Origin of the sequence: Enterococcus sp. DIV1224, assembly GCF_050555455.1 — a bacterium.
GTDB classification, from domain to species: Bacteria; Bacillota; Bacilli; order Lactobacillales; family Enterococcaceae; genus Enterococcus_B; species Enterococcus_B lactis.
Window position 1 is genome coordinate 65,340 of record NZ_CP187859.1, and the last position, 21,730, is coordinate 87,069.

Genomic DNA, 21,730 nt, shown 5'->3' on the forward strand with positions numbered 1-21,730 from the left:
GAGGGAAAAACGTGGCGATTAAAAAGTACAAACCTACCTCAAATGGTCGTCGTAACATGACAGGTTCTGATTTTGCTGAAATCACAACATCAACACCTGAAAAATCATTGTTACAACCATTGAAAAACCATGCTGGACGTAACAACAACGGCCGCATCACTGTACGTCATCAAGGTGGCGGACACAAACGCCAATATCGCGTGATCGACTTCAAACGTAACAAAGACAACGTTGTTGCAACTGTTCAAACGATCGAATATGATCCAAACCGTTCAGCTAACATCGCGTTAGTACACTATGAAGATGGAGTGAAAGCTTACATCTTAGCACCTAAAGGACTAGAAGTGGGTATGAAACTTGTTTCAGGTCCAGAAGCAGATATCAAAGTCGGAAATGCTCTTCCATTAGAAAACATTCCAGTTGGTACTGTTATCCACAACATTGAAATGAAACCTGGTAAAGGTGGACAATTGATCCGTTCTGCTGGTACAAGTGCTCAAGTACTTGGTAAAGAAGGCAAATACGTATTGATCCGCTTGAACTCTGGTGAAGTTCGTATGATCTTAGCTGCATGCCGCGCAACAATCGGTTCTGTAGGTAACGAACAACACGAATTAATCAACATCGGTAAAGCTGGACGCTCTCGTTGGATGCGTAAACGCCCAACTGTACGTGGTAGCGTAATGAACCCTAATGATCACCCACACGGTGGTGGTGAAGGTAAAGCTCCTATTGGACGTAAAGCACCAGTTTCTCCTTGGGGTCAACCAGCTCTTGGTTACAAAACTCGTAACAAAAAAGCTAAATCAGACAAACTTATTGTTCGTCGTCGCAAAAATAAATAATTACTTTGACCATGTGTCGCACATTTTGAGAGGAGGTTCACCATGGGTCGTAGTTTAAAGAAAGGACCTTTTGTCGATGAGCATTTAATGAAAAAAGTTGAAGCTCAAGCAGGGGTTGAAAAGAAAAAAGTTATCAAAACTTGGTCACGCCGTTCAACAGTTTTCCCAAGTTTTGTTGGATATACCATCGCAGTTTATGATGGACGTAAACATGTACCAGTTTACATCCAAGAAGACATGGTAGGACACAAATTAGGTGAATTTGCACCTACAAGAACTTATCGTGGACATGCTGCTGACGATAAGAAAACGAAACGCTAATTTGAGGGGAGGATAAATCCAAATGGCAGAACAAATCACATCAGCTAAAGCAACTGCAAAAACAGTTCGCACTTCACCTCGAAAAGCCCGTTTAGTAATTGACCTTATCAGAGGTAAAAGTGTCGCAGATGCAATTTCAATCTTGAAATTCACACCAAACAAATCTGCTGGAATCATTGAAAAAGTATTGATGTCAGCAGTTGCGAATGCAGAAAATAACTTTGACTTAGATGTTGAAAACTTGGTAGTAACCGAAGCTTTTGTTAACGAAGGACCTACAATGAAACGTTTCCGTCCTCGTGCAAAAGGATCAGCTTCTCCAATCAACAAACGTACAAGTCATATCACGGTAGTCGTATCAGAAAAATAAGGAGGGATAATCAGTGGGTCAAAAAGTACATCCAATTGGAATGCGTGTAGGCATCATCCGCGACTGGGATGCTAAGTGGTATGCTGAAAAAGAGTATGCTGAGTTCTTACACGAAGATTTAAGAATCCGTAAATTTATTTCAACTAAACTTGCTGATGCTGCTGTATCAACAGTTGAAATCGAACGTGCAACAGGTCGCGTAAACATTTCAATTCACACAGCTAAACCAGGTATGGTTATTGGTAAAGGCGGTTCTGAAGTCGAAAGCCTAAGAAAAGAATTAAACAAATTAACTGGTAAAAGAATCCACATCAACATCGTGGAAATCAAAAAACCAGATCTAGATGCAAAATTAGTAGGTGAAGGAATCGCACGTCAATTAGAAAACCGTGTTGCTTTCCGTCGCGCTCAAAAACAAGCGATCCAACGCTCAATGCGTGCTGGCGCTCAAGGTATCAAAACTCAAGTATCTGGTCGTCTAAACGGAGCAGATATCGCTCGTTCAGAAGGATACTCAGAGGGAACTGTTCCTCTTCATACTTTACGTGCGGACATTGATTACGCATGGGAAGAAGCAGATACAACATACGGAAAACTAGGAGTTAAAGTGTGGATCTATCGTGGAGAAATTCTTCCAACTAAAAAAAACACTGAGAAAGGAGGGAAATAATCATGTTAGTACCTAAACGTGTAAAACACCGTCGTGAATTCCGCGGAAAAATGCGCGGGGAAGCTAAAGGCGGAAAAGAAGTAGCATTCGGTGAATACGGTTTGCAAGCTGTTGATTCACATTGGATCACAAACCGCCAAATCGAAGCTGCTCGTATCGCAATGACTCGTTACATGAAACGTGGTGGGAAAGTATGGATTAAAATTTTCCCTCACAAATCTTATACTGCCAAAGCAATTGGGGTACGTATGGGTTCTGGTAAAGGGGCACCTGAAGGATGGGTTGCACCAGTAAAACGTGGTAAAATCATGTTTGAAATCGCAGGCGTTCCTGAAGAAGTAGCTCGTGAAGCGTTACGTCTAGCTTCTCACAAATTACCAATGAAAACTAAGATCGTAAAACGTGAGGAAATGGGTGGTGAATCGAATGAAGGTTAAAGAAATCAGAGAATTAACCACTGCCGAAATGCTTGATCAAGAAAAACAATTAAAAGAAGAATTGTTTAATCTTAGATTCCAATTAGCAACAGGTCAATTAGAAAACACTGCACGTATTAAAGAAGTACGTAAATCGATTGCACGCATCAAAACTGTGTTGCGTGAACAAGCTAAGTAATTATGGAAGGAGGCCATTAAGCGTATGACTGAAGGAAGAAATCAACGCAAAGTTTATCAAGGTCGCGTGGTTTCAGACAAAATGGATAAAACAATTACCGTTGCTGTCGAAACAAAGAAAAACCACCCTATCTATGGCAAACGCATGAACTATTCTAAGAAATACAAAGTGCATGATGAAAACAACACAGCAAAAGTTGGCGACATCGTGAGAATTATGGAAACTCGTCCATTATCAGCTACAAAACGTTTCCGTTTGTTGGAAGTAGTCGAAGAAGCAGTTATTATCTAATAACACGAGATTTTCCTATATAGATTGAATGCAAAATCTGAAAGGAGGATACACAACGTGATCCAAGCAGAAAGTCGTTTAAAAGTCGCTGATAACTCAGGCGCACGTGAAATTTTGACGATCAAAGTCCTTGGTGGATCTGGTCGTAAAACTGCTAACATCGGTGATGTGATCGTTGCTACGGTTAAACAAGCAACGCCAGGTGGGGTTGTCAAAAAAGGTGACGTCGTTAAAGCCGTTATCGTTCGAACAAAATCAGGAGCTCGTCGTACAGACGGTTCATATATTAAATTTGATGAAAATGCTGCAGTGATTATTCGTGATGATAAAAGCCCTCGTGGAACACGTATCTTTGGGCCAGTTGCACGTGAACTACGTGAAAACAACTTCATGAAGATCGTTTCACTAGCACCAGAAGTTTTATAATCTTGAGACACTTATCAAAGGAGGTGCGAAACAGTTATGTTTGTTAAAAAAGGCGATAAAGTTAAAGTTATCACTGGAAAAGACAAAAACAAAGAAGGCGTTGTACTAGCAGCGTTCCCGAAAAAAGATAAAGTTATTGTCGAAGGTGTAAATGTCGTTAAAAAACACCAAAAACCTTCTCAAGCTGCTCCTCAAGGTGGAATTGTTGAGATGGAAGCGCCAATTCATGTTTCTAACGTGATGGTGGTTGACTCTACTGGTGTAGCTGGCCGAGTTGGCTACAAAGAAGTAGACGGCAAAAAAGTCCGTGTTTCTAAAAAAACCGGTGAAGTTTTAGATAAATAAAAGTTTAAGGAAGGAGGGTCTTACTGAATGAACCGCCTAAAAGAAAAATATCTTAAAGAAGTAACTCCATCATTGATGGAAAAATTTAACTATAGCTCTGTTATGCAAACACCTAAAGTTGAAAAAATCGTCATCAACATGGGTGTTGGTGATGCGGTATCAAACGCTAAAAACTTAGATAAAGCAGTTGAAGAATTAACTTTGATCACTGGTCAAAAACCAATGATTACAAAAGCTAAAAAATCAATCGCTGGATTCCGTTTACGTGAAGGAATGCCAATTGGTGCAAAAGTTACATTGCGCGGAGAAAGAATGTACGAATTCTTAGATAAATTGGTTTCAGTTTCACTACCACGTGTACGTGACTTCCATGGTGTAAGTAAAAAAGCCTTTGACGGTCGTGGAAACTATACTTTAGGTATTAAAGAACAATTGATCTTCCCAGAAGTAGATTATGATTTAGTAGATAAAGTACGTGGTATGGACATCGTTATTGTAACAACAGCAAACTCTGATGAAGAATCTCGTGAGTTGTTGACACAATTAGGCATGCCATTCCAAAAATAATTAAAGGAGGCGAACTACGTGGCTAAAAAATCAATGATTGCTAAAAACAAACGTCCTGCAAAATTTTCAACACAAGCTTATACTCGTTGCGAACGTTGCGGACGTCCACATTCAGTTTATCGTAAGTTCCATCTTTGCCGTATTTGCTTCCGCGAACTTGCCTATAAAGGTCAAATTCCCGGCGTGAAGAAAGCTAGCTGGTAAAAAGTAAATTCGCATAAGAAGGAGGTAAAAGATCAATGGTCATGACAGATCCAATTGCAGATTTTCTAACTCGTATCCGTAACGCAAACATGGTTAAACATGAGTCTTTAGAAGTACCTGCATCAAAAATTAAACGTGACATCGCTGAAATCTTGAAACGTGAAGGTTTCGTTCGTGATGTTGAATACATCGAAGATGACAAACAAGGCGTGATCCGTGTTTTCCTAAAATTTGGTAAAAACGGCGAACGTGTTATCACAAACTTAAAACGTATCTCTAAACCAGGTTTGCGTGCTTATGTCAAAGCTGACGAAGTACCAAAAGTATTGAACGGTTTAGGTATCGCAATCATTTCGACTTCTGAAGGTGTTGTCACTGATAAAGAAGCTCGTGAAAAAAATATCGGCGGCGAAGTTATCGCTTACGTATGGTAATCAAGTAGAATCTACAAGGAGGTGTCTTTAAGTGAGCCGTATCGGAAATAAAGTCGTTGTGATCCCTGAAGGAGTAACAGTTACTCAAGAAGGAAACAACGTTACAGTTAAAGGACCAAAAGGTGAATTGACTCGTACTTTCTCAGCAGATATCAAAATGAATATCGAAGGAAACGAAGTGACTTTCACTCGTCCAAACGACAGTAAAGAAATGAAAACAATTCATGGAACAACTCGTGCGAACTTCAACAACATGGTTGTAGGTGTCAGCGAAGGATTCCAAAAAGCGTTAGAACTAATCGGGGTTGGGTACCGTGCACAATTACAAGGATCAAAACTTGTATTGAACGTTGGTTACTCACATCCAGTAGAAATCACACCACCAGCTGGAGTAACTGTTGAAGTACCAGCTAACACACAAGTAATTGTTAAAGGTGCGAACAAAGAAGAAGTTGGCGAATTAGCTGCAAATATTCGCGGAACTCGTCCTCCAGAACCTTATAAAGGTAAAGGTATTCGTTATGTTGGCGAATATGTACGCCGTAAAGAAGGTAAAACTGGTAAATAATCGTTTAGAAAAATTGCATAGAAGCCAGCAGCAGGAAAAAGGTATTTGGCTGAAGTTTACCTTCAAAAAAATAAATTTCTACTTGTGCCGCAGCTTCTATTTTTCGAAACGTATTTACTGCTTGAAATAGTAGTACAATAAAAACAAAGAGGTGACAATTGTGATTACAAAACCAGATAAGAACAAAACACGTCAAAAGAGACATCGTCGTGTACGTAACAATATCTCTGGTACTGCTGAGCGCCCACGCTTGAACGTTTTTCGTTCTAACAAAAACATCTACGCTCAAATTATTGATGACGTAGCGGGTGTAACGCTAGCAAGTGCCTCTACCTTGGATAAAGAAATTTCAGGTGGAACAAAAACAGAAGCAGCACAAGCTGTCGGTAAACTAGTTGCTGAACGTGCAGCTGAAAAAGGCATTAAAGTAGTAGTCTTTGACCGTGGTGGATACCTTTACCATGGCCGTGTGCAAGCTTTAGCTGAAGCAGCTCGCGAAAATGGACTAGAATTTTAGAAGAAGGAGGAATACCATTCATGGTTTATATCGATCCAAAACATTTGGAATTAGAAGACCGCGTTGTTGCAATTAACCGTGTAACAAAAGTTGTTAAAGGTGGACGTCGTCTACGTTTTGCTGCTTTAGTTGTTGTCGGTGACAAAAACGGACACGTAGGATTTGGTACAGGTAAAGCTCAAGAAGTTCCTGAAGCAATCCGTAAAGCAATTGAAGATGCGAAGAAAAACTTAGTTGAAGTACCTATGGTTGGTTCAACAATCCCACACGAAGTAATCGGTGCTTTTAGTGGTGGTAGAATCCTAATGAAACCTGCTGTAGAAGGTTCTGGGGTTGCTGCTGGCGGACCAGTTCGTGCCGTATTAGAATTAGCTGGGGTAGCAGATATCACTTCTAAATCTTTAGGCTCAAATACACCAATCAACGTTGTTCGCGCAACAGTTGAAGGTTTGAAACAATTGAAACGTGCAGAAGAAGTTGCAGAACTTCGCGGCAAATCAGTTGAAGAATTAATCGGATAAGGAGGACAACAATAATGGCTGAATTAAAAGTTACTTTAAAACGCAGTATTATCGGACGTCCTCAAAACCAACGCGATACAGTTAAAGCGTTAGGTCTTACAAAGATTAACAGTTCAGTGGTTAAGCCTTCTAATGAAGCAATTAAAGGCATGATCAATACTGTTTCTCACCTAGTGGACGTTGAAGAAGTTTAATTAAAAAAAATCAGAACTAGAACATTAAGGAGGTGCCAAACCTATGAAACTTCATGAATTAAAACCTGCTGAAGGTTCACGCCAAGTACGTAACCGTGTTGGTCGTGGTACTTCATCTGGTAACGGAAAAACTGCCGGACGCGGACAAAAAGGACAAAAAGCCCGTTCAGGCGGTGGTGTGCGTTTAGGATTTGAAGGGGGACAAACACCATTGTTCCGTCGTTTACCAAAACGAGGATTCACAAACGTGAACCGTAAAGACTATGCAGTCATCAATCTTGATGTATTGAACCGCTTTGAAGACGGAGCTGAAGTAACTCCTGTTGCTTTAGTTGAAGCTGGAATCGTGAAAAACGAAAAAGCTGGAATCAAAGTATTAGCTAACGGGGAACTAAACAAGAAATTAACTGTGAAAGCAGCAAAATTCTCTAAAGCAGCTCAAGAAGCAATTGAAGCGGCTGGTGGATCAATCGAGGTGATCTAATGTTTAGACTATTAAAAGATGCTTTTAAAGTAAAAGACATTAGATCGAAAATCCTATTTACTGTATTTGTGTTGTTTGTATTTCGCCTAGGTGCACATATCACTGTACCAGGCGTAAATGCTGCTTCATTGCAAAACCTTTCTTCTTTGCCATTTTTCAACATGTTGAACTTGGTAAGTGGTAGTGCGATGCAAAACTTCTCCATTTTCTCAATGGGGGTTTCACCATACATTACTGCTTCTATCGTCATTCAGCTTCTTCAAATGGACATCGTGCCTCGATTTGTTGAATGGTCGAAACAAGGGGAAGTGGGTCGTAAAAAATTGAATCAAGCCACTCGATATCTGACATTAGTATTGGCATTTATCCAATCTGTCGGTATCACTGCTGGATTCAACCAATACGCTCAATTAGGTTTCGTGAATAATCCTAACGTAGCAACTTACGTAACGATCGGTTTAATTCTAACAGCCGGTACGATGTTTGTTACTTGGCTAGGAGAACAGATCACAGAAAAAGGTATCGGAAATGGCGTATCAATGATCATTTTTGCAGGTATCATTTCTAGATTGCCTGAAAGTATCAGAGAAATTTATGAAGATTACTTTATAAATATCGATCCTTCAGACATATGGAAATCTGCTATTTTTGTGGCCATTTTATTAGTAGCGGTCTTATTGATCGTGACATTCGTAACATTTTTCCAACAAGCTGAACGCAAGATCCCGATCCAATATACGAAACGTGTCGCTGGCGCGCCTACAAGCAGCTATCTGCCGTTGAAAGTAAATGCAGCTGGAGTTATTCCAGTTATCTTTGCTAGTTCGTTTATTGCTACGCCAAATGCTGTTTTACAAGCATTGAGTGGTAGATTCGGTTCTGAAAACTGGTATAAAGTGATGATGGAGATCTTTAACTATAATACAGCACCTGGTGCTACGATTTATACGATTCTGATCGTTGCCTTCACTTTCTTCTACGCCTTTGTACAAGTAAACCCTGAGAAATTAGCGGAAAACTTGCAAAAGCAAGGAAGTTATATACCAAGCGTACGCCCTGGTAAGGGGACTGAAGAGTATGTCTCAAGATTACTGATGCGTTTAAGTACAGTTGGTGCAGTCTTCCTTGGTTTAGTGGCATTACTTCCAATCATTGCTCAAATGGTTTGGGATCTTCCACAATCAATCGGATTAGGCGGTACAAGCTTACTGATCGTTATCGGTGTAGCTTTAGAAACTGCGAAACAGTTAGAAGGCTTAATGCTGAAACGTAAATATGTTGGATTCATTGAGTAAGAAAGCGTGTTGAGGTTCTTCCTCAACACACGTTCTCACACATTTATTAGGAGGGAAAACAATGAACCTCATTTTAATGGGGCTGCCAGGCGCAGGTAAAGGAACACAAGCTGAAAAAATCATTGACGCTTATGGTATTCCGCACATCTCAACAGGAGATATGTTCCGCGCAGCGATGCAAAACGAAACAGCTCTTGGCCTGGAAGCAAAGTCTTATATGGATAAAGGTGCATTAGTTCCTGATGAAGTAACAAATGGAATCGTGAAAGAGCGACTAGCTGAACCAGATACAGAGAAAGGCTTCTTATTAGACGGCTTTCCACGTACACTAGATCAAGCAAAAGCTCTGGACGCAATGCTAAAAGATTTGAATAAAAAAATTGATGCTGTCATCGATATCCATGTTGGTGAAGAAATCTTGGTCGAACGTCTAGCCGGCCGATTTATCTGCAGCAATTGTGGAGCAACTTACCATAAAATTTTCAACCCTACAAAAGTTGAAGACACATGTGATCGTTGCGGTGGGCATGAATTCTATCAAAGAGAAGATGATAAACCTGAGACGGTTAAAAATCGTCTGGCTATCAACATCAAAAATAGTGAACCAATCTTGGCTTATTATAAAGAACAAGGTTTGCTAAACACTATTGATGGTGCTCGTGAAATCGATGCTGTATTTGCAGATGTACAAAAAATCATTGAAAAATAGCACGATTGCCCGTAGCCGACTTGCATTATGCAGTTACTCTTGTCAAGTTCAATAAATTATGATAGAATATGTCAGTCCGACTTCTAGAGAATCCTCTAGATGATCCATTTTGAGAATTTTGAGGTGGGAACTGCAGTTTCCGCCATTTTATCGTGTGAAAATGCGAAACAAGTACAAGGAGGTACTGTGCGTGGCAAAAGAAGATATGATTGAAGTCGAAGGTACAGTCGTCGAAACTTTGCCGAATGCAATGTTTAAAGTTGAACTAGAAAACGGACACCAAGTTCTTGCTACTGTTTCAGGTAAAATTCGTATGCATTACATCCGTATCTTACCTGGTGACAAAGTAACGGTTGAATTGTCTCCATACGATCTTAACCGTGGCCGTATTACTTATCGCTTTAAATAATTGTACTCCGTAAAACTACAGGAGGTATTATCATGAAAGTAAGACCATCAGTAAAACCAATGTGCGAACATTGTAAAGTAATTCGTCGTAAAGGACGCGTTATGGTGATTTGCCCAGCAAATCCAAAACATAAACAACGTCAAGGATAATTGGAGGTGCTATAAATATGGCTCGTATTGCAGGAGTAGATATTCCTCGTGATAAACGTGTGGTAGTTTCACTTACTTATATCTATGGTATTGGTAACACTACTGCTAAAAAGATCTTAGCTGATGCTGGTGTATCTGAAGATGTTCGCGTTCGTGAATTAACGAATGAACAAACAGATGCTATCCGTGCAGAAGTAGATAAATTAAAAGTTGAAGGGGATCTTCGTCGTGAAGTGAACTTGAACATCAAACGTTTGATGGAAATCGGTTCTTACCGTGGAATCCGTCATCGCCGTGGATTGCCTGTTCGTGGACAAAACACGAAAAACAATGCACGTACTCGTAAAGGCCCAGCTCGCGCTATCGCTGGCAAGAAAAAATAATTCTTAAGTGAAGGAGGTTAAAACTTCATGGCAGCAAAAAAAGTGAATCGTAAACGCCGTGTGAAGAAGAATATAGAAGCAGGTATTGCACATATCCATTCTACATTCAATAACACTATCATCATGATCACTGATACTCACGGAAATGCATTAGCGTGGTCATCAGCTGGTTCATTAGGTTTCAAAGGAAGCAAAAAATCAACTCCTTTTGCCGCTCAAATGGCAGCAGAAACTGCTACAAAAGCAGCAATGGAACACGGATTAAAGACTGTTGAAGTAACAGTTAAAGGACCTGGTTCTGGACGTGAAGCAGCAATTCGTTCATTACAAGCTACAGGTTTAGAAGTGACTGCAATTCGTGACGTGACTCCAGTTCCTCATAATGGTGCCCGCCCTCCAAAACGCCGTCGTGTTTAATGAGTGCCGCTCATTTTGAGTTTTATCAGTAACGTCATTGAACAAGACACTTTTCGTTTTGAAAGGGGTAAAGATAAGAATGATTGAGTTCGAAAAACCAAGAATCGCAAAAATTGATGAAGAAAAAGATTATGGCAAGTTCATCGTTGAACCTCTTGAAAGAGGGTATGGGACTACTTTAGGGAATTCCCTACGTCGTATTTTATTATCTTCTTTGCCAGGTGCTGCCATCACTAATATTCAAATCGATGGTGTACTGCATGAATTCTCTACCATCAAAGGTGTTAGAGAAGACGTCACTCAAATCATCTTGAACATTAAAGGCTTAGCGCTGAAAATGTATGGCCAAGAAGAAAAAACCCTTGAAATCGATATTACCGGACCTGCTACAGTAACTGCTGGCGATATTATCGTTGATAGTGATGTAGAAATTCTTAACAAAGATATGTACATCTGTAGTGTCTCTGAAGGAGCTACGTTCCATGCTCGCTTAACAGTGAAACCTGGACGTGGTTATGTTCAAGCAGATGAAAATAAAAAAGAAGATATGCCAATTGGCGTTCTTCCAGTCGATTCAATCTACACACCTGTTCGTCGTGTGAACTATCAAGTTGAGAACACACGTGTTGGACACCGTGAAGATTTTGATAAATTGACGATGGAGATTTGGACAGATGGTTCAATCGAACCGTTAGAAGCAATGAGTTTATCTGCGAAAATCATGACTGAACATTTGGATATTTTTGTGAACTTAACTGATGAAGCAAAAAATGCTGAAATCATGGTCGAAAAAGAAGAAACACAAAAAGAAAAAATGTTGGAAATGACGATCGAAGAGTTAGACTTGTCTGTTCGCTCTTACAATTGTTTGAAACGTGCAGGAATCAATACTGTACAAGAACTTACAAATAAATCTGAGCCTGAAATGATCAAAGTCCGTAACTTAGGACGTAAATCATTAGAAGAAGTTAAAGCAAAATTGCACGACTTAGGTTTAGGTTTACGTAAAGAAGATTAAAACCTTTTACGAAGGAGGGAAACCAACGTGAGTTATCGTAAACTAGGACGCACATCTAGCCAACGTAAAGCGATGTTGCGTGATTTAACAACTGATTTATTAATCAACGAACGTATTGTGACTACTGAAGCTCGTGCGAAAGAAGTTCGCTCAACTGCAGAAAAAATGATCACTTTAGGTAAACGCGGAGATTTGCATGCACGTCGTCAAGCTGCGGCTTTCGTACGTAATGAAGTTGCCAGCGTGCGTGAAGAAAATGAGGACATCGTCATTGAATCAGCTTTACAAAAACTATTCAACGATATTGCACCTCGTTACGCAGAACGTCAAGGCGGATACACACGCATTTTGAAGACAGAACCAAGACGCGGTGATGGTGCACCAATGGTTGTCTTAGAACTTGTCTAAAATCACACTAATAACATCACTTTATAGATGATTCTTTTAGAGTGTTATGATGTTGGAAGATATTTTTCCGAGTCTAGCTCAGCGCTGCTCCTCAAGCGAATATCGCTTGGGGAGTAAGCACTCATCATAAAGTGTTTTTTTATACCTTCAATTAACTGTCATGACAGCTCTGCTTGAAGGCATAAAAAAACATTTTAAGCGAGAAATAATTGAAAATTTTGTCTTTTTTTGATAGTGTTAGTAGGAACTTTAGGATGAAGAAGGAGTAATCATGGAGCCAATTATTGAATTAGAGAAAATAAATTACAAATACCAGCCAGATGATCTTCGCCCCGCATTGAAAGATGTCTCCTTTACAATTGATAAAGGTGAGTGGATCGCTATTATTGGACACAATGGTTCAGGAAAATCGACACTTGCCAAAACAATCAATGGGCTACTTCTGCCAGAATCAGGGGTCGTGAAAGTCGGAAATCAAGTATTGGATGAAGAAAACATTTGGACGATCCGGCAAATGGTTGGAATGGTTTTTCAAAATCCAGACAATCAGTTCGTTGGTTCGACAGTAGAAGATGACGTTGCGTTTGGTCTTGAAAATCAAGGGATTCCCAGAGAAGAAATGCTGATACGTGTGAAAGATGCACTTGAGAAAGTTAGAATGGCTGAGTTTGCTACACGCGAGCCTGCTCGTTTATCAGGAGGACAAAAACAACGTGTTGCTATTGCCGGCGTGGTTGCCTTACGACCTGATATCATTATTTTAGATGAAGCAACAAGTATGCTAGATCCAGAAGGCCGTGAAGAAGTGATTTCTACGATCAAGAAGATCAAAGAAGAAAGTCAATTGACCGTTATATCTATCACTCATGATATTGATGAGGCAGCTAATGCTAATCGGATACTAGTGATGAGACAAGGAGAACTTGTCCGTGAAGGTACACCAAAAGAAATCTTTTCTGCGGGGCCTGAACTGATCGATTTAGGTCTAGATCTACCATTTCCTGAAAAACTGAAACGTGCACTGAAAGAACGTGGGGTAGATGTGCCAAGTGAATATATGACAGAAGAAAGGATGGTGGATTGGTTATGGACATCCGTTTTGAACAAGTAGACTTCACTTATCAGCCGAATACACCATTTGAACAACGAGCCTTATTTGACATCAATATGACGATCAAAGAAAACAGTTATACTGCATTAGTAGGGCATACCGGAAGCGGGAAATCAACTTTACTCCAACATTTGAATGCGCTTGTTAAGCCAACAAGCGGTACCGTCCATATTGGAGAACGCGACATTCAGCCAGATACGGATAATAAAAATCTAAAGCCTATCCGAAAAAAAGTCGGCATCGTCTTTCAGTTTCCAGAAGCACAGCTATTCGAAGAAACGGTGGCAAAAGATATTGCCTTCGGTCCTAAAAACTTTGGTGTCAGTGAAGAAGAAGCGCTGATACTAGCAAAAGAAACATTAGAACAAGTTGGACTGGATGAAAGCTATTTGGAACGTTCACCATTTGAACTTTCAGGAGGGCAAATGCGTAGAGTAGCAATCGCTGGTGTGCTTGCCATGAAGCCTGAAGTACTTGTATTGGATGAACCAACGGCAGGACTTGATCCTCAGGGAAGAAAAGAAATGATGGAGATGTTTTGGCGTCTTCATAAGGAACAACAGATTACTATTGTTTTAGTGACGCATTTAATGGATGATGTAGCCAATTTTGCAGACTATGTCTATGTACTGGAGAAGGGGCGAATCGTTAATAGTGGGCAGCCTCAAGAGGTTTTTCAAAACATCGAATGGCTAAAAGAAAAACAGTTAGGTGTACCTACTGCCACAGAATTTGCAGAAGAATTAATGGCTAAAGGGATGGACTTCACTACCTTACCTTTGACAGCTGAAGAATTAGCAGACGCCATCATCCATTCTGCTGGAGGAAATGCCCATGATGAATAAATTGATATTTGGTCGTTATATGCCAGGAGATTCCTTGATCCATCGATTGGATCCCCGAGCCAAATTATTAGCCAGTTTTTATTTTATTGGTATCATTTTTTTAGCAAATAATTGGGAAACATATCTTGTATTGGCAGTTTTCACATTATTTTCTGTCTTCTTATCAAAAGTAGACTTGAAATTTTTTATCCGAGGTATTCGCCCATTGATTTGGCTGATCCTCTTTACTGTAGCTTTGCAAGTCTTGTTTACTAGTGGCGGAGAAACTTATTGGAGTTGGGGTGTTTTCCATATCACTGAATTTGGTGTGATGAACGGTCTCTTTATTTTCTGCCGATTCGTGTTGATTATTTTTATGTCGACGCTACTCACGCTTACTACACCGCCTTTGGAATTATCTGATGCGATTGAGTACTTGCTTCGTCCATTGAAAGCCGTACGGTTCCCAGTCCACGAAATTTCTTTGATGCTGTCGATTGCGCTTCGTTTTGTGCCTACATTGATGGATGAAACAGAAAAGATCATGAACGCTCAGCGCGCGCGTGGTGTTGACTTTGGTGAAGGCAATCTAGTTCAGAAAATGAAAGCAGTCATTCCTTTGCTGATTCCTTTATTTGTCAGCAGTTTCAACCGAGCGGAAGATCTTGCGACCGCTATGGAAGCAAGGGGCTACAAGGGCGGGGAAGGAAGAACGAAATATCGTGTCTTGCATTGGCATAATAGAGACACGATGGTTATCATTGCTTTTATATTATTAACCGTGCTGCTGATCTTTTTAAGAGGATAAACGTTCAGTGGACCGCTGTCTATCCTTTTCTTGCTAATCTATTTGCAAGAAAGGATGCGAACAGTGTATGACAAGAAGCATTAGGGTCTGTGGCAGACTAATGTCACAGGCCTCTTTCTTTTATTTGAAAAAAAGAACAAACAACATTATCTGGAAAAACCACTATTTCTAGACAACTTTTTAGAAACAAAGGAGAGAAAACCATGGTACGTTACAAAGCAATCATTGCATACGACGGAACAAATTTCAATGGGTTCCAGAAACAGCCAAATGGACGTACTGTTCAAGAAGAAGTAGAAAAAACATTACAAAAAATGGCAAACGGGAAAGAAATCACGGTCTTTGGTTCGGGAAGGACAGATGCCGGAGTACATGCAATCGGGCAAGTGATCCATTTTGATTATCCAGAAGAACGCCCATTAGAACGAATGCGTTTTGCGTTAGATACCCAGTCACCAGAGGATATCGCTGTAAGACAAGTAGAAATCGTTTCAGAAGAATTCCATGCAAGATATTTGGTCAAAGAAAAAACTTATCAATTTCGAGTGGATATAGGCAAGCCACGCAGTCCCTTTCGACGTCATTATGCCAGTTATTATCCTTACCCACTTGATTTGGGAAAAATCCAGCGGGCGCTACCTGATTTATTGGGGACCCACGATTTCACCTCTTTTTGTGCATCAGGAAGCTCGATAGAGGATAAAGTACGTACGATCTATGAGGCTAAGATGGAGGTCAATGAAACAAAAGACGAACTGTTGTTTACTTTTAGGGGAAATGGCTTCTTGTATAAGATGATACGTATCTTAGTAGGAACGCTATTGAAAATTGGTAATGGCCGATTGCCTGAAGATAGTATCCCAGCGATTATTGCGAAAAAAGATCGTAATGCAGCAGGACCTACAGCACACCCTGAAGGACTTTATTTGTATGAAGTGAAATATGAATAAGAGGTTGTAAAAAAGCTGTCCTGCATCAAGCAATAAGAACAGCCAAACCAAAATAGCTCCTCGTATTTTTCGTTTGGTTGGGCTTATTGCCGCAGATGCAAGTTTTTGAACACCGTTTAAGAAAGAGGTCGTGAGCCTGCCGTTTAACTCTGAGTCACAAGGAGCAATTTCAAAAAACAGCTTCTCACGTTTGATGAATATCGCGACTTGTGAACGAAGCATGGATAAGTGAACCTTCTTTTTGCCACACTACTTTTTTGTAACCAAAAAACGATGGAACGTTGTTTTGATTGCCCTTGATGCGGACAGTCTGAACAGGTTCCATCGTTTCTTTATTTTCTTCGTCTTCTTCTGTGTGTATTTCGCGGTTTTTCTTCTATTGTTGGATCAATCGTGCCATAAAAGGGGCGATTGCGGTCAAGGTACCAGACATAAAGAATAAACAATGCAATACATAGTACAAAAAGGATTGCACCTATCATAAATCCTTCAGGCAAGTAGCTGAAAGTAACCGTGTGTTTACCTGCTGGAACTTTTAGCATCAAGAATGCGTTTTTGAAGTTGCTGACTTTGACTGGCTTCCCATCGATCTCGGCTTTCCATCCTTTGTCGTAAGGAATAGTTGTCACCAACATAGAATCTTCTGCGGTATCTACAGTTCCAGAAGCTTTTCTGCCAGAGGCTTCCATTTCGACACCTTTTTCTTTGATCTGATTCATTGCGGCTTGATAGGCTACAACATCTAGACCAACGACTTTCGGCTCCATGAAACTTACTTCTTTCGTCCCATAAAAACTTGCAGTAAATGTCACCGTTGTCTCTTGGGGGTAATAGCCAAGATCATAGTATTGTCCAGAAATATTGATTTGCGTTTTCCTTGATGTACCATTGACAGTGATCGTTGCACTAGAACTTTCTAATTGTGCAAAATTGGTTGGGAATAAGCTTAAGTAAGCTTGTGTATTTGCAGGTACATGGACTTCCCATGTGAGCTCTTTTGGTTGATTATCTGCCGTCTCTGAATAAGTCACACCAGTCGTTGTTTTTGTGATCGTCGTATTTAACTGATTCTTCAAAGTAGGCGTATAGAATGTAAAATACTGTTCATTTAGACCAGATAATGTATTGATCAAATTTGTCTGACTAGTTAAATTATCTGTTACGGGCTGCTCAATATCATTAACGGATAACGGTGCGGTAAATGCCAGTGGCAATGCATTGACATTCTGATACAGTGTATAGTCGCCGCTTTGACCAGCTTGGCGGAAGCCATATTTGCTGAACGTGCTTTCGTTCTTAGAAATGTTGTATTTGATTCCTGTAAAGCCATCCATCAGCAAAGTATTATTATTGTAGCGGATATTCAAATTTGTTCCTCTTGAACGGAACCCTAATGTATCCAGATAAGAGGAAGAATTACGATTTCTTATAGAAGAAAACAAGCTGATGCCGCTGTAACCGTAGTTGATCGAATCATTTGGCGATACCGGATCCAGATTTTCCAAGCGGTAAAACGAGTCAGAATCTTCTTTTGTTTCATTTACAAGAGCTTTCAAGTCAGGATAAGGATCCGTATACAAACTGCGGGAAGCATAATTCCAATCATCAAGGATACCATGGATCATGCTGTTCGTATTGACTAATGCCTCAGCGGACATGATCAATAACAACAATATACTTAGATGGTTGAAGGAAAGTTTTTTATGCTGATAAAATCCCACAGCAAAAGCATAGATCCCTAAGAAAACAACTGTCAATACAAAGGAAGTCATCGTCACATAGGTGTAGCTTCCTTCAGGTTTGATGCCCCATGCCACCGCAAAGAGAGCAGCTACGACCAAAATGATTCCTAACAACAGCCCACGATCGTCTTGTTCTATCCTTTCCCATCCTTTTCCTGCAAGCAGGAGAACTAAGAAAGAGAACAGATAGGCATAACGGAATAAAAACATATTCGGTGCATGCATACCATGCCAAAACAAATTCAATGGAACAAGATAAAAACTTGCGATAAGTATGGCGAAAAGACCACCGTACAAAAACTTATTTTTCAACGGTACTTTCCGACTGGCAAAATAAAACAAGCAAAGGACCAGCGGAAGCAGACCTGCGTAAATGAACGGAATCGAACCGTATTTTGTTGTGTCATAAACACCAATCATGTTTTTCATGATCAGATCCAGATAAGAAGTCGCTTCTGTTTTCAACGTAGTGATTTGACTCAATGCTTCGCCATTTGACCGAAGATCCAGTACTGCTGGCAATACAATGATCATTGAAGCGCCGCCTGCCAGTAAAGAAGTGATCCCATAAGGAACAATCGATTTTTTGTATTCTGACCAGTTTGTCAATAGACGGGCAATAAAATATAAGAAAGAAAAGACACCAATCATGAAGCCCATATAAAAACTGGATAGAAACAAGAGCAAATAGCTGATGAATAAAAGTTTCGGCCGTTTCAGATCCATGACACGATGAATCCCCAAAATCACTAATGGAAGATAAACAAAAGCATCCAGCCACATGATGATCTCCGAATGTGCAGTAATGAATGAGATCAATGCGTAACTGACGCTAAGTGCAACATGCCCCCAGCGAGGAATCTTGAACGTGCGTGCAAGAAACCAAAAAGCTAATCCGGCGCAGCCGACTTTAAGCAAAGTCAGAACATAAAGTGCATCTGGCATCATCTGGTTTGGAAAGAAGAAAACCAGTGGCGTGAAGATCCCGCCGAGATAATAAGAAATCAAAGACAGATAATTCAAGCCCAGAGAAGCATTCCATGTATAGAAAATACTTTGCTTTCCAAGAAGGACATTTCGGAAGCTTGCATGAAAATTAGAAAATTGTGAAAAGGCATCACTTGCCAAAATACTTCTGCTGCTCCCGGGATAGATCCCGATACTTAGATAAACAAGTGCTAAAATCAAAAACGGAATCAGGAAACTAGCTGCTGCGTAGCGTCCGTTTTCTCTAAAAAATGACTTTAAATTTTTTTTCATATTTATTTTCCACCAAATTTCTATGAAGTTGTATTTAGTTTATCATATCCTTGTTTTTCTCTGCTTAAAAAGAGTCTAGTTTTCATAAAAAAATAAAATTTGGGAATAAATAACTTCACAATTTGTTCGTATAACAAAAATAAACACAAAAAAAGGGGAGGAATCAAAAATTCCACCCGCCAAAATTTTTATTAAATAAAAAACCGTTCACTATCTGAACGGTCCAAGTATCATTCAATTAAACGCGTTCAACTTTTCCTGATTTCAAAGCACGAGTTGACACCCAAACTTTTTTAGGTTTTCCGTCGACCATAACGCGAACTTTTTGTAAGTTAGGTTTAACAGTACGTTTTGTTGAGTTCATAGCGTGTGAACGGTTGTTTCCACTTTTTGTCTTGCGACCTGTAAAGTAACAAACTTTTGCCATGGTAATTTCCTCCTTTGCCTTGATTTGGAGCAATAGAATAATTCAGCTCATACCAGACTAACATATCATATAGATTGGAAATTTGCAAGTACATTTTCATGGATACAATTGACATTTGTGAAGAATAATTGTAAATTAAACAGGGTTATACCTGAAATTTTGCAAGGTTTTTGAGTACTTTGGGTAACTGCCTTTTATTTCAAGTTGCGCTATGATAAAATATGATAGAAGAAAAATGGGAGTATTTTACCCGTTAAGGAGGCTCATTCATGGCTGTAAAAATTCAAACGTCAGCTGGAACCATTGAAATTACCAATGATGTAATTGCAACAGTTGTTGGTGGCGCCGCGACAGATGTGTTCGGTGTTGTAGGAATGGCCAGCAAAAATCAAATTAAAGATAATATTACTGAGATTTTGCGTAAAGAAAATTACTCAAGAGGAGTAGTTGTCCGCCAAGAAGATAATGGTATTGCTGTAGATGTTTATACGATTATCAGCTATGGTACGAAAATCTCTGAAGTTTCTCGCAACGTCCAAGAAAAAGTGAAATACAATCTAGAGGCATTATTAGGTGTAGCTGCCAATTCGGTTAATGTCTTTGTACAAGGTGTTCGTGTACTGCCAGACTAGGCAGGAGACTGGCTGATAACTCAGCAGTCGATCTGAAGGAGGATTATCTAGGTGAGTGTAACAGAAATAAGTGCAAGCCAGTTCCAGGAAATGGTGCAGGCTGGTGCGAATCGTCTGCAAGTAAATGCAGAATACGTCAATTCATTAAATGTATTCCCTGTGCCAGATGGTGATACGGGAACAAATATGAATCTATCTATGACTAGTGGAGCGAAGGCAGTAGTAGATTCAACCTCAGAAAAAGTAGGAGAATTAGCAGCAATGCTTTCAAAAGGATTGTTGATGGGTGCGCGCGGAAATTCCGGCGTTATTTTGTCTCAATTGTTCCGAGGATTTTCTAAGCAAATTCCAGATGTTGTCTCATTAAATGCTTCTGATCTTGCTGCAGCATTCACTCATGGTGTTGAAACTGCGTATAAAGCAGTAATGAAACCAGTAGAAGGAACGATTTTGACAGTAGCTAGAGAAGCAGCAAAAGCTGGAGAAAAGAAAGCGAAGAGTACAGACGATGTCGTTGAAGTGATGACAGCTGTTGTAAAAGGAGCAAAACGTGCTTTAGCTAAAACCCCAGACTTGCTTCCAGTCCTAAAAGAAGTCGGTGTTGTAGACAGTGGAGGACAAGGATTGCTGTTTGTTTATGAGGGCTTTTTAAGCGCATTGAATGGAGAATTCCAAGCGGATGAAACATATGAACCTTCTCCAGCAGAAATGGATGATATGGTCAATGCAGAGCACCATCGCAGTGTCCAAGGACAAATGGCGACAGAAGATATCCATTTTGGTTATTGTACAGAAATCATGGTGAAAATCGGTGAAGGACCTACTGTTGATAGCACGTTCGACTACGAAGAATTCCGTAACTATTTAGATGGTATTGGAGATTCTTTACTTGTGGTCAATGATGACGAGATCATCAAAGTTCACGTGCATACAGAAAACCCAGGAGAAGTCTTGAACTATGGACAAAAATTCGGTTCATTAGTCAAAATCAAAGTCGACAACATGCGCTTGCAGCATGAGACGATTTTGGAACATGATGAAGAAGTGAACGAGTTTGCGAAAAAAGAAACACCACGTATCCCGTATGGTATCGTAGCAATCGCTGCTGGTAAAGGCGTCCAAGAGCTGTTTGAAAGTTTAGGCGCTAATTATGTTATCAGTGGTGGGCAAACAATGAACCCAAGTACGGAAGACATCGTTAAAGCGATCCAAGAAGTGAACGCAGATAAAGTGATTGTCTTACCGAACAACAAAAACATCTTCATGGCAGCTGATCAAGCGGCAGAAGTAGCAGATATCCCAGTAGCAGTCGTTCCTTCAAGAACGATTTCTCAAGGATTGACGGCTATGCTTTCATTCAATGATCAAGCTTCTTTAGAAGAAAACAAAGAAACGATGACAGAAATGTTGTCTAGCGTCGTAAGTGGTCAAGTCACTCACGCAATCAGAGATACCTCAATCGACGGTGTAGAGATCAAAGAAGGCGACTTTTTAGGCATGATTGATGGAAAAATCATGATCTCTAACCCAGATATCACAGCAACAGCGTTAAGTACACTAGAACAAATGATCAATGAGGACACAGAGATCGTAACGATCTTAGCAGGTGATGAAGGAACAGTTGAACAAGCAAATGAATTTGCTGAGAAACTAACAGAAAAACATCCTGATTTGGAAATCGAGATCCACCAAGGAGATCAGCCTGTCTATCCTTATCTATTTTCTGCTGAATAATTCCTGTGACAGAATATCTTTCTAACACAGTATTCATTCATAAAAGGCCTTCGGTTAGTGATCAGGTATGATCACTGACCAA

33 protein-coding genes are annotated in these 21,730 nt (G+C 40.0%); 31 read left to right on the forward strand and 2 right to left on the reverse strand.

The genetic code is table 11. The annotated features are described in order from the left end of the window. The first annotated feature begins 11 nt into the window (after window positions 1-11). The 29 genes from rplB (at window position 12) to truA (ending at window position 15,853) form a co-directional block, all read left to right on the forward strand. Window positions 12-845: a 50S ribosomal protein L2 gene (rplB, locus tag IGK53_RS00300; protein ID WP_002290451.1), complete on the forward strand. Its 834-nt coding sequence runs from the start codon at window positions 12-14 to the stop codon at window positions 843-845. A gap of 42 nt (window positions 846-887) precedes the next feature. Then, entirely contained in the window at window positions 888-1,166 is a 279-nt protein-coding gene (rpsS, locus tag IGK53_RS00305; RefSeq protein ID WP_002288655.1) for a 30S ribosomal protein S19, read from the forward strand. Window positions 1,167-1,188: 22 nt separating this feature from the next. Continuing rightward, window positions 1,189-1,536, forward strand: coding sequence for a 50S ribosomal protein L22 (gene rplV / locus IGK53_RS00310; protein ID WP_002290452.1), 348 nt, complete (start codon window positions 1,189-1,191; stop codon window positions 1,534-1,536). 13 nt (window positions 1,537-1,549) lie between these two features. Continuing rightward, complete coding sequence (gene rpsC, locus IGK53_RS00315; RefSeq protein ID WP_002288659.1) at window positions 1,550-2,206, forward strand: 30S ribosomal protein S3; 657 nt, start codon at window positions 1,550-1,552, stop codon at window positions 2,204-2,206. A 2-nt stretch (window positions 2,207-2,208) separates the two neighbouring features. Beyond that, window positions 2,209-2,643: a 50S ribosomal protein L16 gene (rplP, locus tag IGK53_RS00320; RefSeq protein ID WP_002288661.1), complete on the forward strand. Its 435-nt coding sequence runs from the start codon at window positions 2,209-2,211 to the stop codon at window positions 2,641-2,643. Further along, window positions 2,633-2,821 (forward strand): 50S ribosomal protein L29, encoded by a 189-nt coding sequence (gene rpmC / locus IGK53_RS00325; RefSeq protein ID WP_002288664.1) that lies wholly within the window; start codon window positions 2,633-2,635, stop codon window positions 2,819-2,821. The genes rplP and rpmC overlap by 11 nt, the downstream gene beginning before the upstream one ends. A 24-nt stretch (window positions 2,822-2,845) precedes the next feature. After that, window positions 2,846-3,112 carry a 30S ribosomal protein S17 gene (gene rpsQ, locus IGK53_RS00330; protein WP_002288668.1) on the forward strand — a complete coding sequence of 89 codons (267 nt, stop codon included), beginning with the start codon at window positions 2,846-2,848 and terminating at the stop codon, window positions 3,110-3,112. Window positions 3,113-3,169: 57 nt separating this feature from the next. Further along, entirely contained in the window at window positions 3,170-3,538 is a 369-nt protein-coding gene (gene rplN / locus IGK53_RS00335; protein WP_002288669.1) for a 50S ribosomal protein L14, read from the forward strand. Between the two features lie 36 nt (window positions 3,539-3,574). Beyond that, the gene (gene rplX, locus IGK53_RS00340) at window positions 3,575-3,883 is read left to right on the forward strand and encodes a 50S ribosomal protein L24 (protein ID WP_002288670.1); all 309 of its coding nucleotides are present in this window, start codon (window positions 3,575-3,577) and stop codon (window positions 3,881-3,883) included. Between the two features lie 27 nt (window positions 3,884-3,910). Then, window positions 3,911-4,450: a 50S ribosomal protein L5 gene (gene rplE, locus IGK53_RS00345; RefSeq protein ID WP_002288671.1), complete on the forward strand. Its 540-nt coding sequence runs from the start codon at window positions 3,911-3,913 to the stop codon at window positions 4,448-4,450. A gap of 18 nt (window positions 4,451-4,468) precedes the next feature. Then, window positions 4,469-4,654 (forward strand): type Z 30S ribosomal protein S14, encoded by a 186-nt coding sequence (locus IGK53_RS00350; RefSeq protein ID WP_002288673.1) that lies wholly within the window; start codon window positions 4,469-4,471, stop codon window positions 4,652-4,654. Window positions 4,655-4,689: 35 nt separating this feature from the next. Further along, window positions 4,690-5,088: a 30S ribosomal protein S8 gene (gene rpsH, locus IGK53_RS00355; protein WP_002288675.1), complete on the forward strand. Its 399-nt coding sequence runs from the start codon at window positions 4,690-4,692 to the stop codon at window positions 5,086-5,088. A gap of 31 nt (window positions 5,089-5,119) precedes the next feature. Beyond that, window positions 5,120-5,656, forward strand: coding sequence for a 50S ribosomal protein L6 (gene rplF / locus IGK53_RS00360; protein ID WP_002309839.1), 537 nt, complete (start codon window positions 5,120-5,122; stop codon window positions 5,654-5,656). A gap of 160 nt (window positions 5,657-5,816) precedes the next feature. Then, window positions 5,817-6,173, forward strand: a complete 357-nt coding sequence (gene rplR / locus IGK53_RS00365) for a 50S ribosomal protein L18 (RefSeq protein WP_002288679.1) — start codon at window positions 5,817-5,819, stop codon at window positions 6,171-6,173. 20 nt (window positions 6,174-6,193) lie between these two features. Further along, on the forward strand, window positions 6,194-6,694 hold the full coding sequence (gene rpsE / locus IGK53_RS00370; protein WP_002288681.1) for a 30S ribosomal protein S5: 501 nt from the start codon (window positions 6,194-6,196) through the stop codon (window positions 6,692-6,694). Window positions 6,695-6,708: 14 nt separating this feature from the next. Next, window positions 6,709-6,888, forward strand: a complete 180-nt coding sequence (rpmD, locus tag IGK53_RS00375) for a 50S ribosomal protein L30 (RefSeq protein WP_002290455.1) — start codon at window positions 6,709-6,711, stop codon at window positions 6,886-6,888. A 43-nt stretch (window positions 6,889-6,931) separates the two neighbouring features. Beyond that, window positions 6,932-7,372, forward strand: a complete 441-nt coding sequence (gene rplO / locus IGK53_RS00380) for a 50S ribosomal protein L15 (protein WP_002288687.1) — start codon at window positions 6,932-6,934, stop codon at window positions 7,370-7,372. Further along, window positions 7,372-8,667 (forward strand): preprotein translocase subunit SecY, encoded by a 1,296-nt coding sequence (gene secY / locus IGK53_RS00385; protein ID WP_002288688.1) that lies wholly within the window; start codon window positions 7,372-7,374, stop codon window positions 8,665-8,667. The genes rplO and secY overlap by 1 nt, the downstream gene beginning before the upstream one ends. 61 nt (window positions 8,668-8,728) lie before the next feature. Continuing rightward, a complete protein-coding gene (locus tag IGK53_RS00390) occupies window positions 8,729-9,376 on the forward strand; it encodes an adenylate kinase (protein WP_002288690.1) in 648 nt (215 codons plus the stop codon). Between the two features lie 190 nt (window positions 9,377-9,566). After that, complete coding sequence (gene infA / locus IGK53_RS00395) at window positions 9,567-9,785, forward strand: translation initiation factor IF-1 (RefSeq protein WP_002288695.1); 219 nt, start codon at window positions 9,567-9,569, stop codon at window positions 9,783-9,785. Between the two features lie 32 nt (window positions 9,786-9,817). Then, on the forward strand, window positions 9,818-9,934 hold the full coding sequence (rpmJ, locus tag IGK53_RS00400) for a 50S ribosomal protein L36 (RefSeq protein ID WP_002288710.1): 117 nt from the start codon (window positions 9,818-9,820) through the stop codon (window positions 9,932-9,934). A 17-nt stretch (window positions 9,935-9,951) separates the two neighbouring features. After that, window positions 9,952-10,317, forward strand: a complete 366-nt coding sequence (rpsM, locus tag IGK53_RS00405; RefSeq protein WP_002288713.1) for a 30S ribosomal protein S13 — start codon at window positions 9,952-9,954, stop codon at window positions 10,315-10,317. A gap of 27 nt (window positions 10,318-10,344) precedes the next feature. After that, complete coding sequence (rpsK, locus tag IGK53_RS00410) at window positions 10,345-10,734, forward strand: 30S ribosomal protein S11 (protein ID WP_002288714.1); 390 nt, start codon at window positions 10,345-10,347, stop codon at window positions 10,732-10,734. Window positions 10,735-10,813: 79 nt separating this feature from the next. Then, window positions 10,814-11,752, forward strand: coding sequence for a DNA-directed RNA polymerase subunit alpha (locus IGK53_RS00415; protein WP_002288715.1), 939 nt, complete (start codon window positions 10,814-10,816; stop codon window positions 11,750-11,752). Between the two features lie 27 nt (window positions 11,753-11,779). Further along, window positions 11,780-12,160 (forward strand): 50S ribosomal protein L17, encoded by a 381-nt coding sequence (rplQ, locus tag IGK53_RS00420; RefSeq protein ID WP_002288716.1) that lies wholly within the window; start codon window positions 11,780-11,782, stop codon window positions 12,158-12,160. A gap of 271 nt (window positions 12,161-12,431) precedes the next feature. After that, on the forward strand, window positions 12,432-13,271 hold the full coding sequence (locus IGK53_RS00425) for an energy-coupling factor ABC transporter ATP-binding protein (RefSeq protein WP_002290456.1): 840 nt from the start codon (window positions 12,432-12,434) through the stop codon (window positions 13,269-13,271). Then, window positions 13,247-14,116 carry an energy-coupling factor ABC transporter ATP-binding protein gene (locus IGK53_RS00430; RefSeq protein ID WP_002329760.1) on the forward strand — a complete coding sequence of 290 codons (870 nt, stop codon included), beginning with the start codon at window positions 13,247-13,249 and terminating at the stop codon, window positions 14,114-14,116. Before IGK53_RS00425 ends, IGK53_RS00430 begins: the two co-directional genes overlap by 25 nt. Further along, window positions 14,106-14,903 carry an energy-coupling factor transporter transmembrane component T family protein gene (locus tag IGK53_RS00435; RefSeq protein ID WP_002315505.1) on the forward strand — a complete coding sequence of 266 codons (798 nt, stop codon included), beginning with the start codon at window positions 14,106-14,108 and terminating at the stop codon, window positions 14,901-14,903. Before IGK53_RS00430 ends, IGK53_RS00435 begins: the two co-directional genes overlap by 11 nt. Window positions 14,904-15,106: 203 nt before the next feature. Next, window positions 15,107-15,853 carry a tRNA pseudouridine(38-40) synthase TruA gene (gene truA / locus IGK53_RS00440; RefSeq protein ID WP_002329759.1) on the forward strand — a complete coding sequence of 249 codons (747 nt, stop codon included), beginning with the start codon at window positions 15,107-15,109 and terminating at the stop codon, window positions 15,851-15,853. Between the two features lie 332 nt (window positions 15,854-16,185). On the opposite strand, the gene IGK53_RS00445 is transcribed toward truA, so the two are convergent. Both IGK53_RS00445 and rpmB read right to left on the reverse strand, forming a co-directional pair. Then, window positions 16,186-18,855 (reverse strand): YfhO family protein, encoded by a 2,670-nt coding sequence (locus tag IGK53_RS00445; protein WP_002329758.1) that lies wholly within the window; start codon window positions 18,853-18,855, stop codon window positions 16,186-16,188. Window positions 18,856-19,093: 238 nt separating this feature from the next. Next, window positions 19,094-19,282 carry a 50S ribosomal protein L28 gene (gene rpmB / locus IGK53_RS00450; protein ID WP_002290463.1) on the reverse strand — a complete coding sequence of 63 codons (189 nt, stop codon included), beginning with the start codon at window positions 19,280-19,282 and terminating at the stop codon, window positions 19,094-19,096. 269 nt (window positions 19,283-19,551) lie between these two features. Here rpmB and IGK53_RS00455 point away from each other — a divergent pair, with 269 nt between their 5' ends. Beyond that, complete coding sequence (locus IGK53_RS00455; protein ID WP_002290464.1) at window positions 19,552-19,914, forward strand: Asp23/Gls24 family envelope stress response protein; 363 nt, start codon at window positions 19,552-19,554, stop codon at window positions 19,912-19,914. A 51-nt stretch (window positions 19,915-19,965) separates the two neighbouring features. Further along, a complete protein-coding gene (locus IGK53_RS00460; protein ID WP_002290465.1) occupies window positions 19,966-21,648 on the forward strand; it encodes a DAK2 domain-containing protein in 1,683 nt (560 codons plus the stop codon). Window positions 21,649-21,730: the final 82 nt, after the last annotated feature.

Coding starts and splice junctions, on each gene's coding strand:
- rpsQ (WP_002288668.1), top strand. CDS start 2,846: ATGACTGAAGGAAGAAATCAACGCAAAGTTTATCAAGGTCGCGTGGTT.
- rpmC (WP_002288664.1), top strand. CDS start 2,633: ATGAAGGTTAAAGAAATCAGAGAATTAACCACTGCCGAAATGCTTGAT.
- rpmJ (WP_002288710.1), top strand. CDS start 9,818: ATGAAAGTAAGACCATCAGTAAAACCAATGTGCGAACATTGTAAAGTA.
- IGK53_RS00435 (WP_002315505.1), top strand. CDS start 14,106: ATGATGAATAAATTGATATTTGGTCGTTATATGCCAGGAGATTCCTTG.
- IGK53_RS00415 (WP_002288715.1), top strand. CDS start 10,814: ATGATTGAGTTCGAAAAACCAAGAATCGCAAAAATTGATGAAGAAAAA.
- IGK53_RS00445 (WP_002329758.1), bottom strand. CDS start 18,855: ATGAAAAAAAATTTAAAGTCATTTTTTAGAGAAAACGGACGCTACGCA.
- IGK53_RS00425 (WP_002290456.1), top strand. CDS start 12,432: ATGGAGCCAATTATTGAATTAGAGAAAATAAATTACAAATACCAGCCA.
- secY (WP_002288688.1), top strand. CDS start 7,372: ATGTTTAGACTATTAAAAGATGCTTTTAAAGTAAAAGACATTAGATCG.
- IGK53_RS00455 (WP_002290464.1), top strand. CDS start 19,552: ATGGCTGTAAAAATTCAAACGTCAGCTGGAACCATTGAAATTACCAAT.
- rplO (WP_002288687.1), top strand. CDS start 6,932: ATGAAACTTCATGAATTAAAACCTGCTGAAGGTTCACGCCAAGTACGT.
- rpsK (WP_002288714.1), top strand. CDS start 10,345: ATGGCAGCAAAAAAAGTGAATCGTAAACGCCGTGTGAAGAAGAATATA.
- rplV (WP_002290452.1), top strand. CDS start 1,189: ATGGCAGAACAAATCACATCAGCTAAAGCAACTGCAAAAACAGTTCGC.
- rplE (WP_002288671.1), top strand. CDS start 3,911: ATGAACCGCCTAAAAGAAAAATATCTTAAAGAAGTAACTCCATCATTG.
- rpsS (WP_002288655.1), top strand. CDS start 888: ATGGGTCGTAGTTTAAAGAAAGGACCTTTTGTCGATGAGCATTTAATG.
- rpsM (WP_002288713.1), top strand. CDS start 9,952: ATGGCTCGTATTGCAGGAGTAGATATTCCTCGTGATAAACGTGTGGTA.
- rpsH (WP_002288675.1), top strand. CDS start 4,690: ATGGTCATGACAGATCCAATTGCAGATTTTCTAACTCGTATCCGTAAC.
- rpmD (WP_002290455.1), top strand. CDS start 6,709: ATGGCTGAATTAAAAGTTACTTTAAAACGCAGTATTATCGGACGTCCT.
- rpmB (WP_002290463.1), bottom strand. CDS start 19,282: ATGGCAAAAGTTTGTTACTTTACAGGTCGCAAGACAAAAAGTGGAAAC.
- rplP (WP_002288661.1), top strand. CDS start 2,209: ATGTTAGTACCTAAACGTGTAAAACACCGTCGTGAATTCCGCGGAAAA.
- rpsE (WP_002288681.1), top strand. CDS start 6,194: ATGGTTTATATCGATCCAAAACATTTGGAATTAGAAGACCGCGTTGTT.
- IGK53_RS00390 (WP_002288690.1), top strand. CDS start 8,729: ATGAACCTCATTTTAATGGGGCTGCCAGGCGCAGGTAAAGGAACACAA.
- rplX (WP_002288670.1), top strand. CDS start 3,575: ATGTTTGTTAAAAAAGGCGATAAAGTTAAAGTTATCACTGGAAAAGAC.
- truA (WP_002329759.1), top strand. CDS start 15,107: ATGGTACGTTACAAAGCAATCATTGCATACGACGGAACAAATTTCAAT.
- IGK53_RS00430 (WP_002329760.1), top strand. CDS start 13,247: ATGGACATCCGTTTTGAACAAGTAGACTTCACTTATCAGCCGAATACA.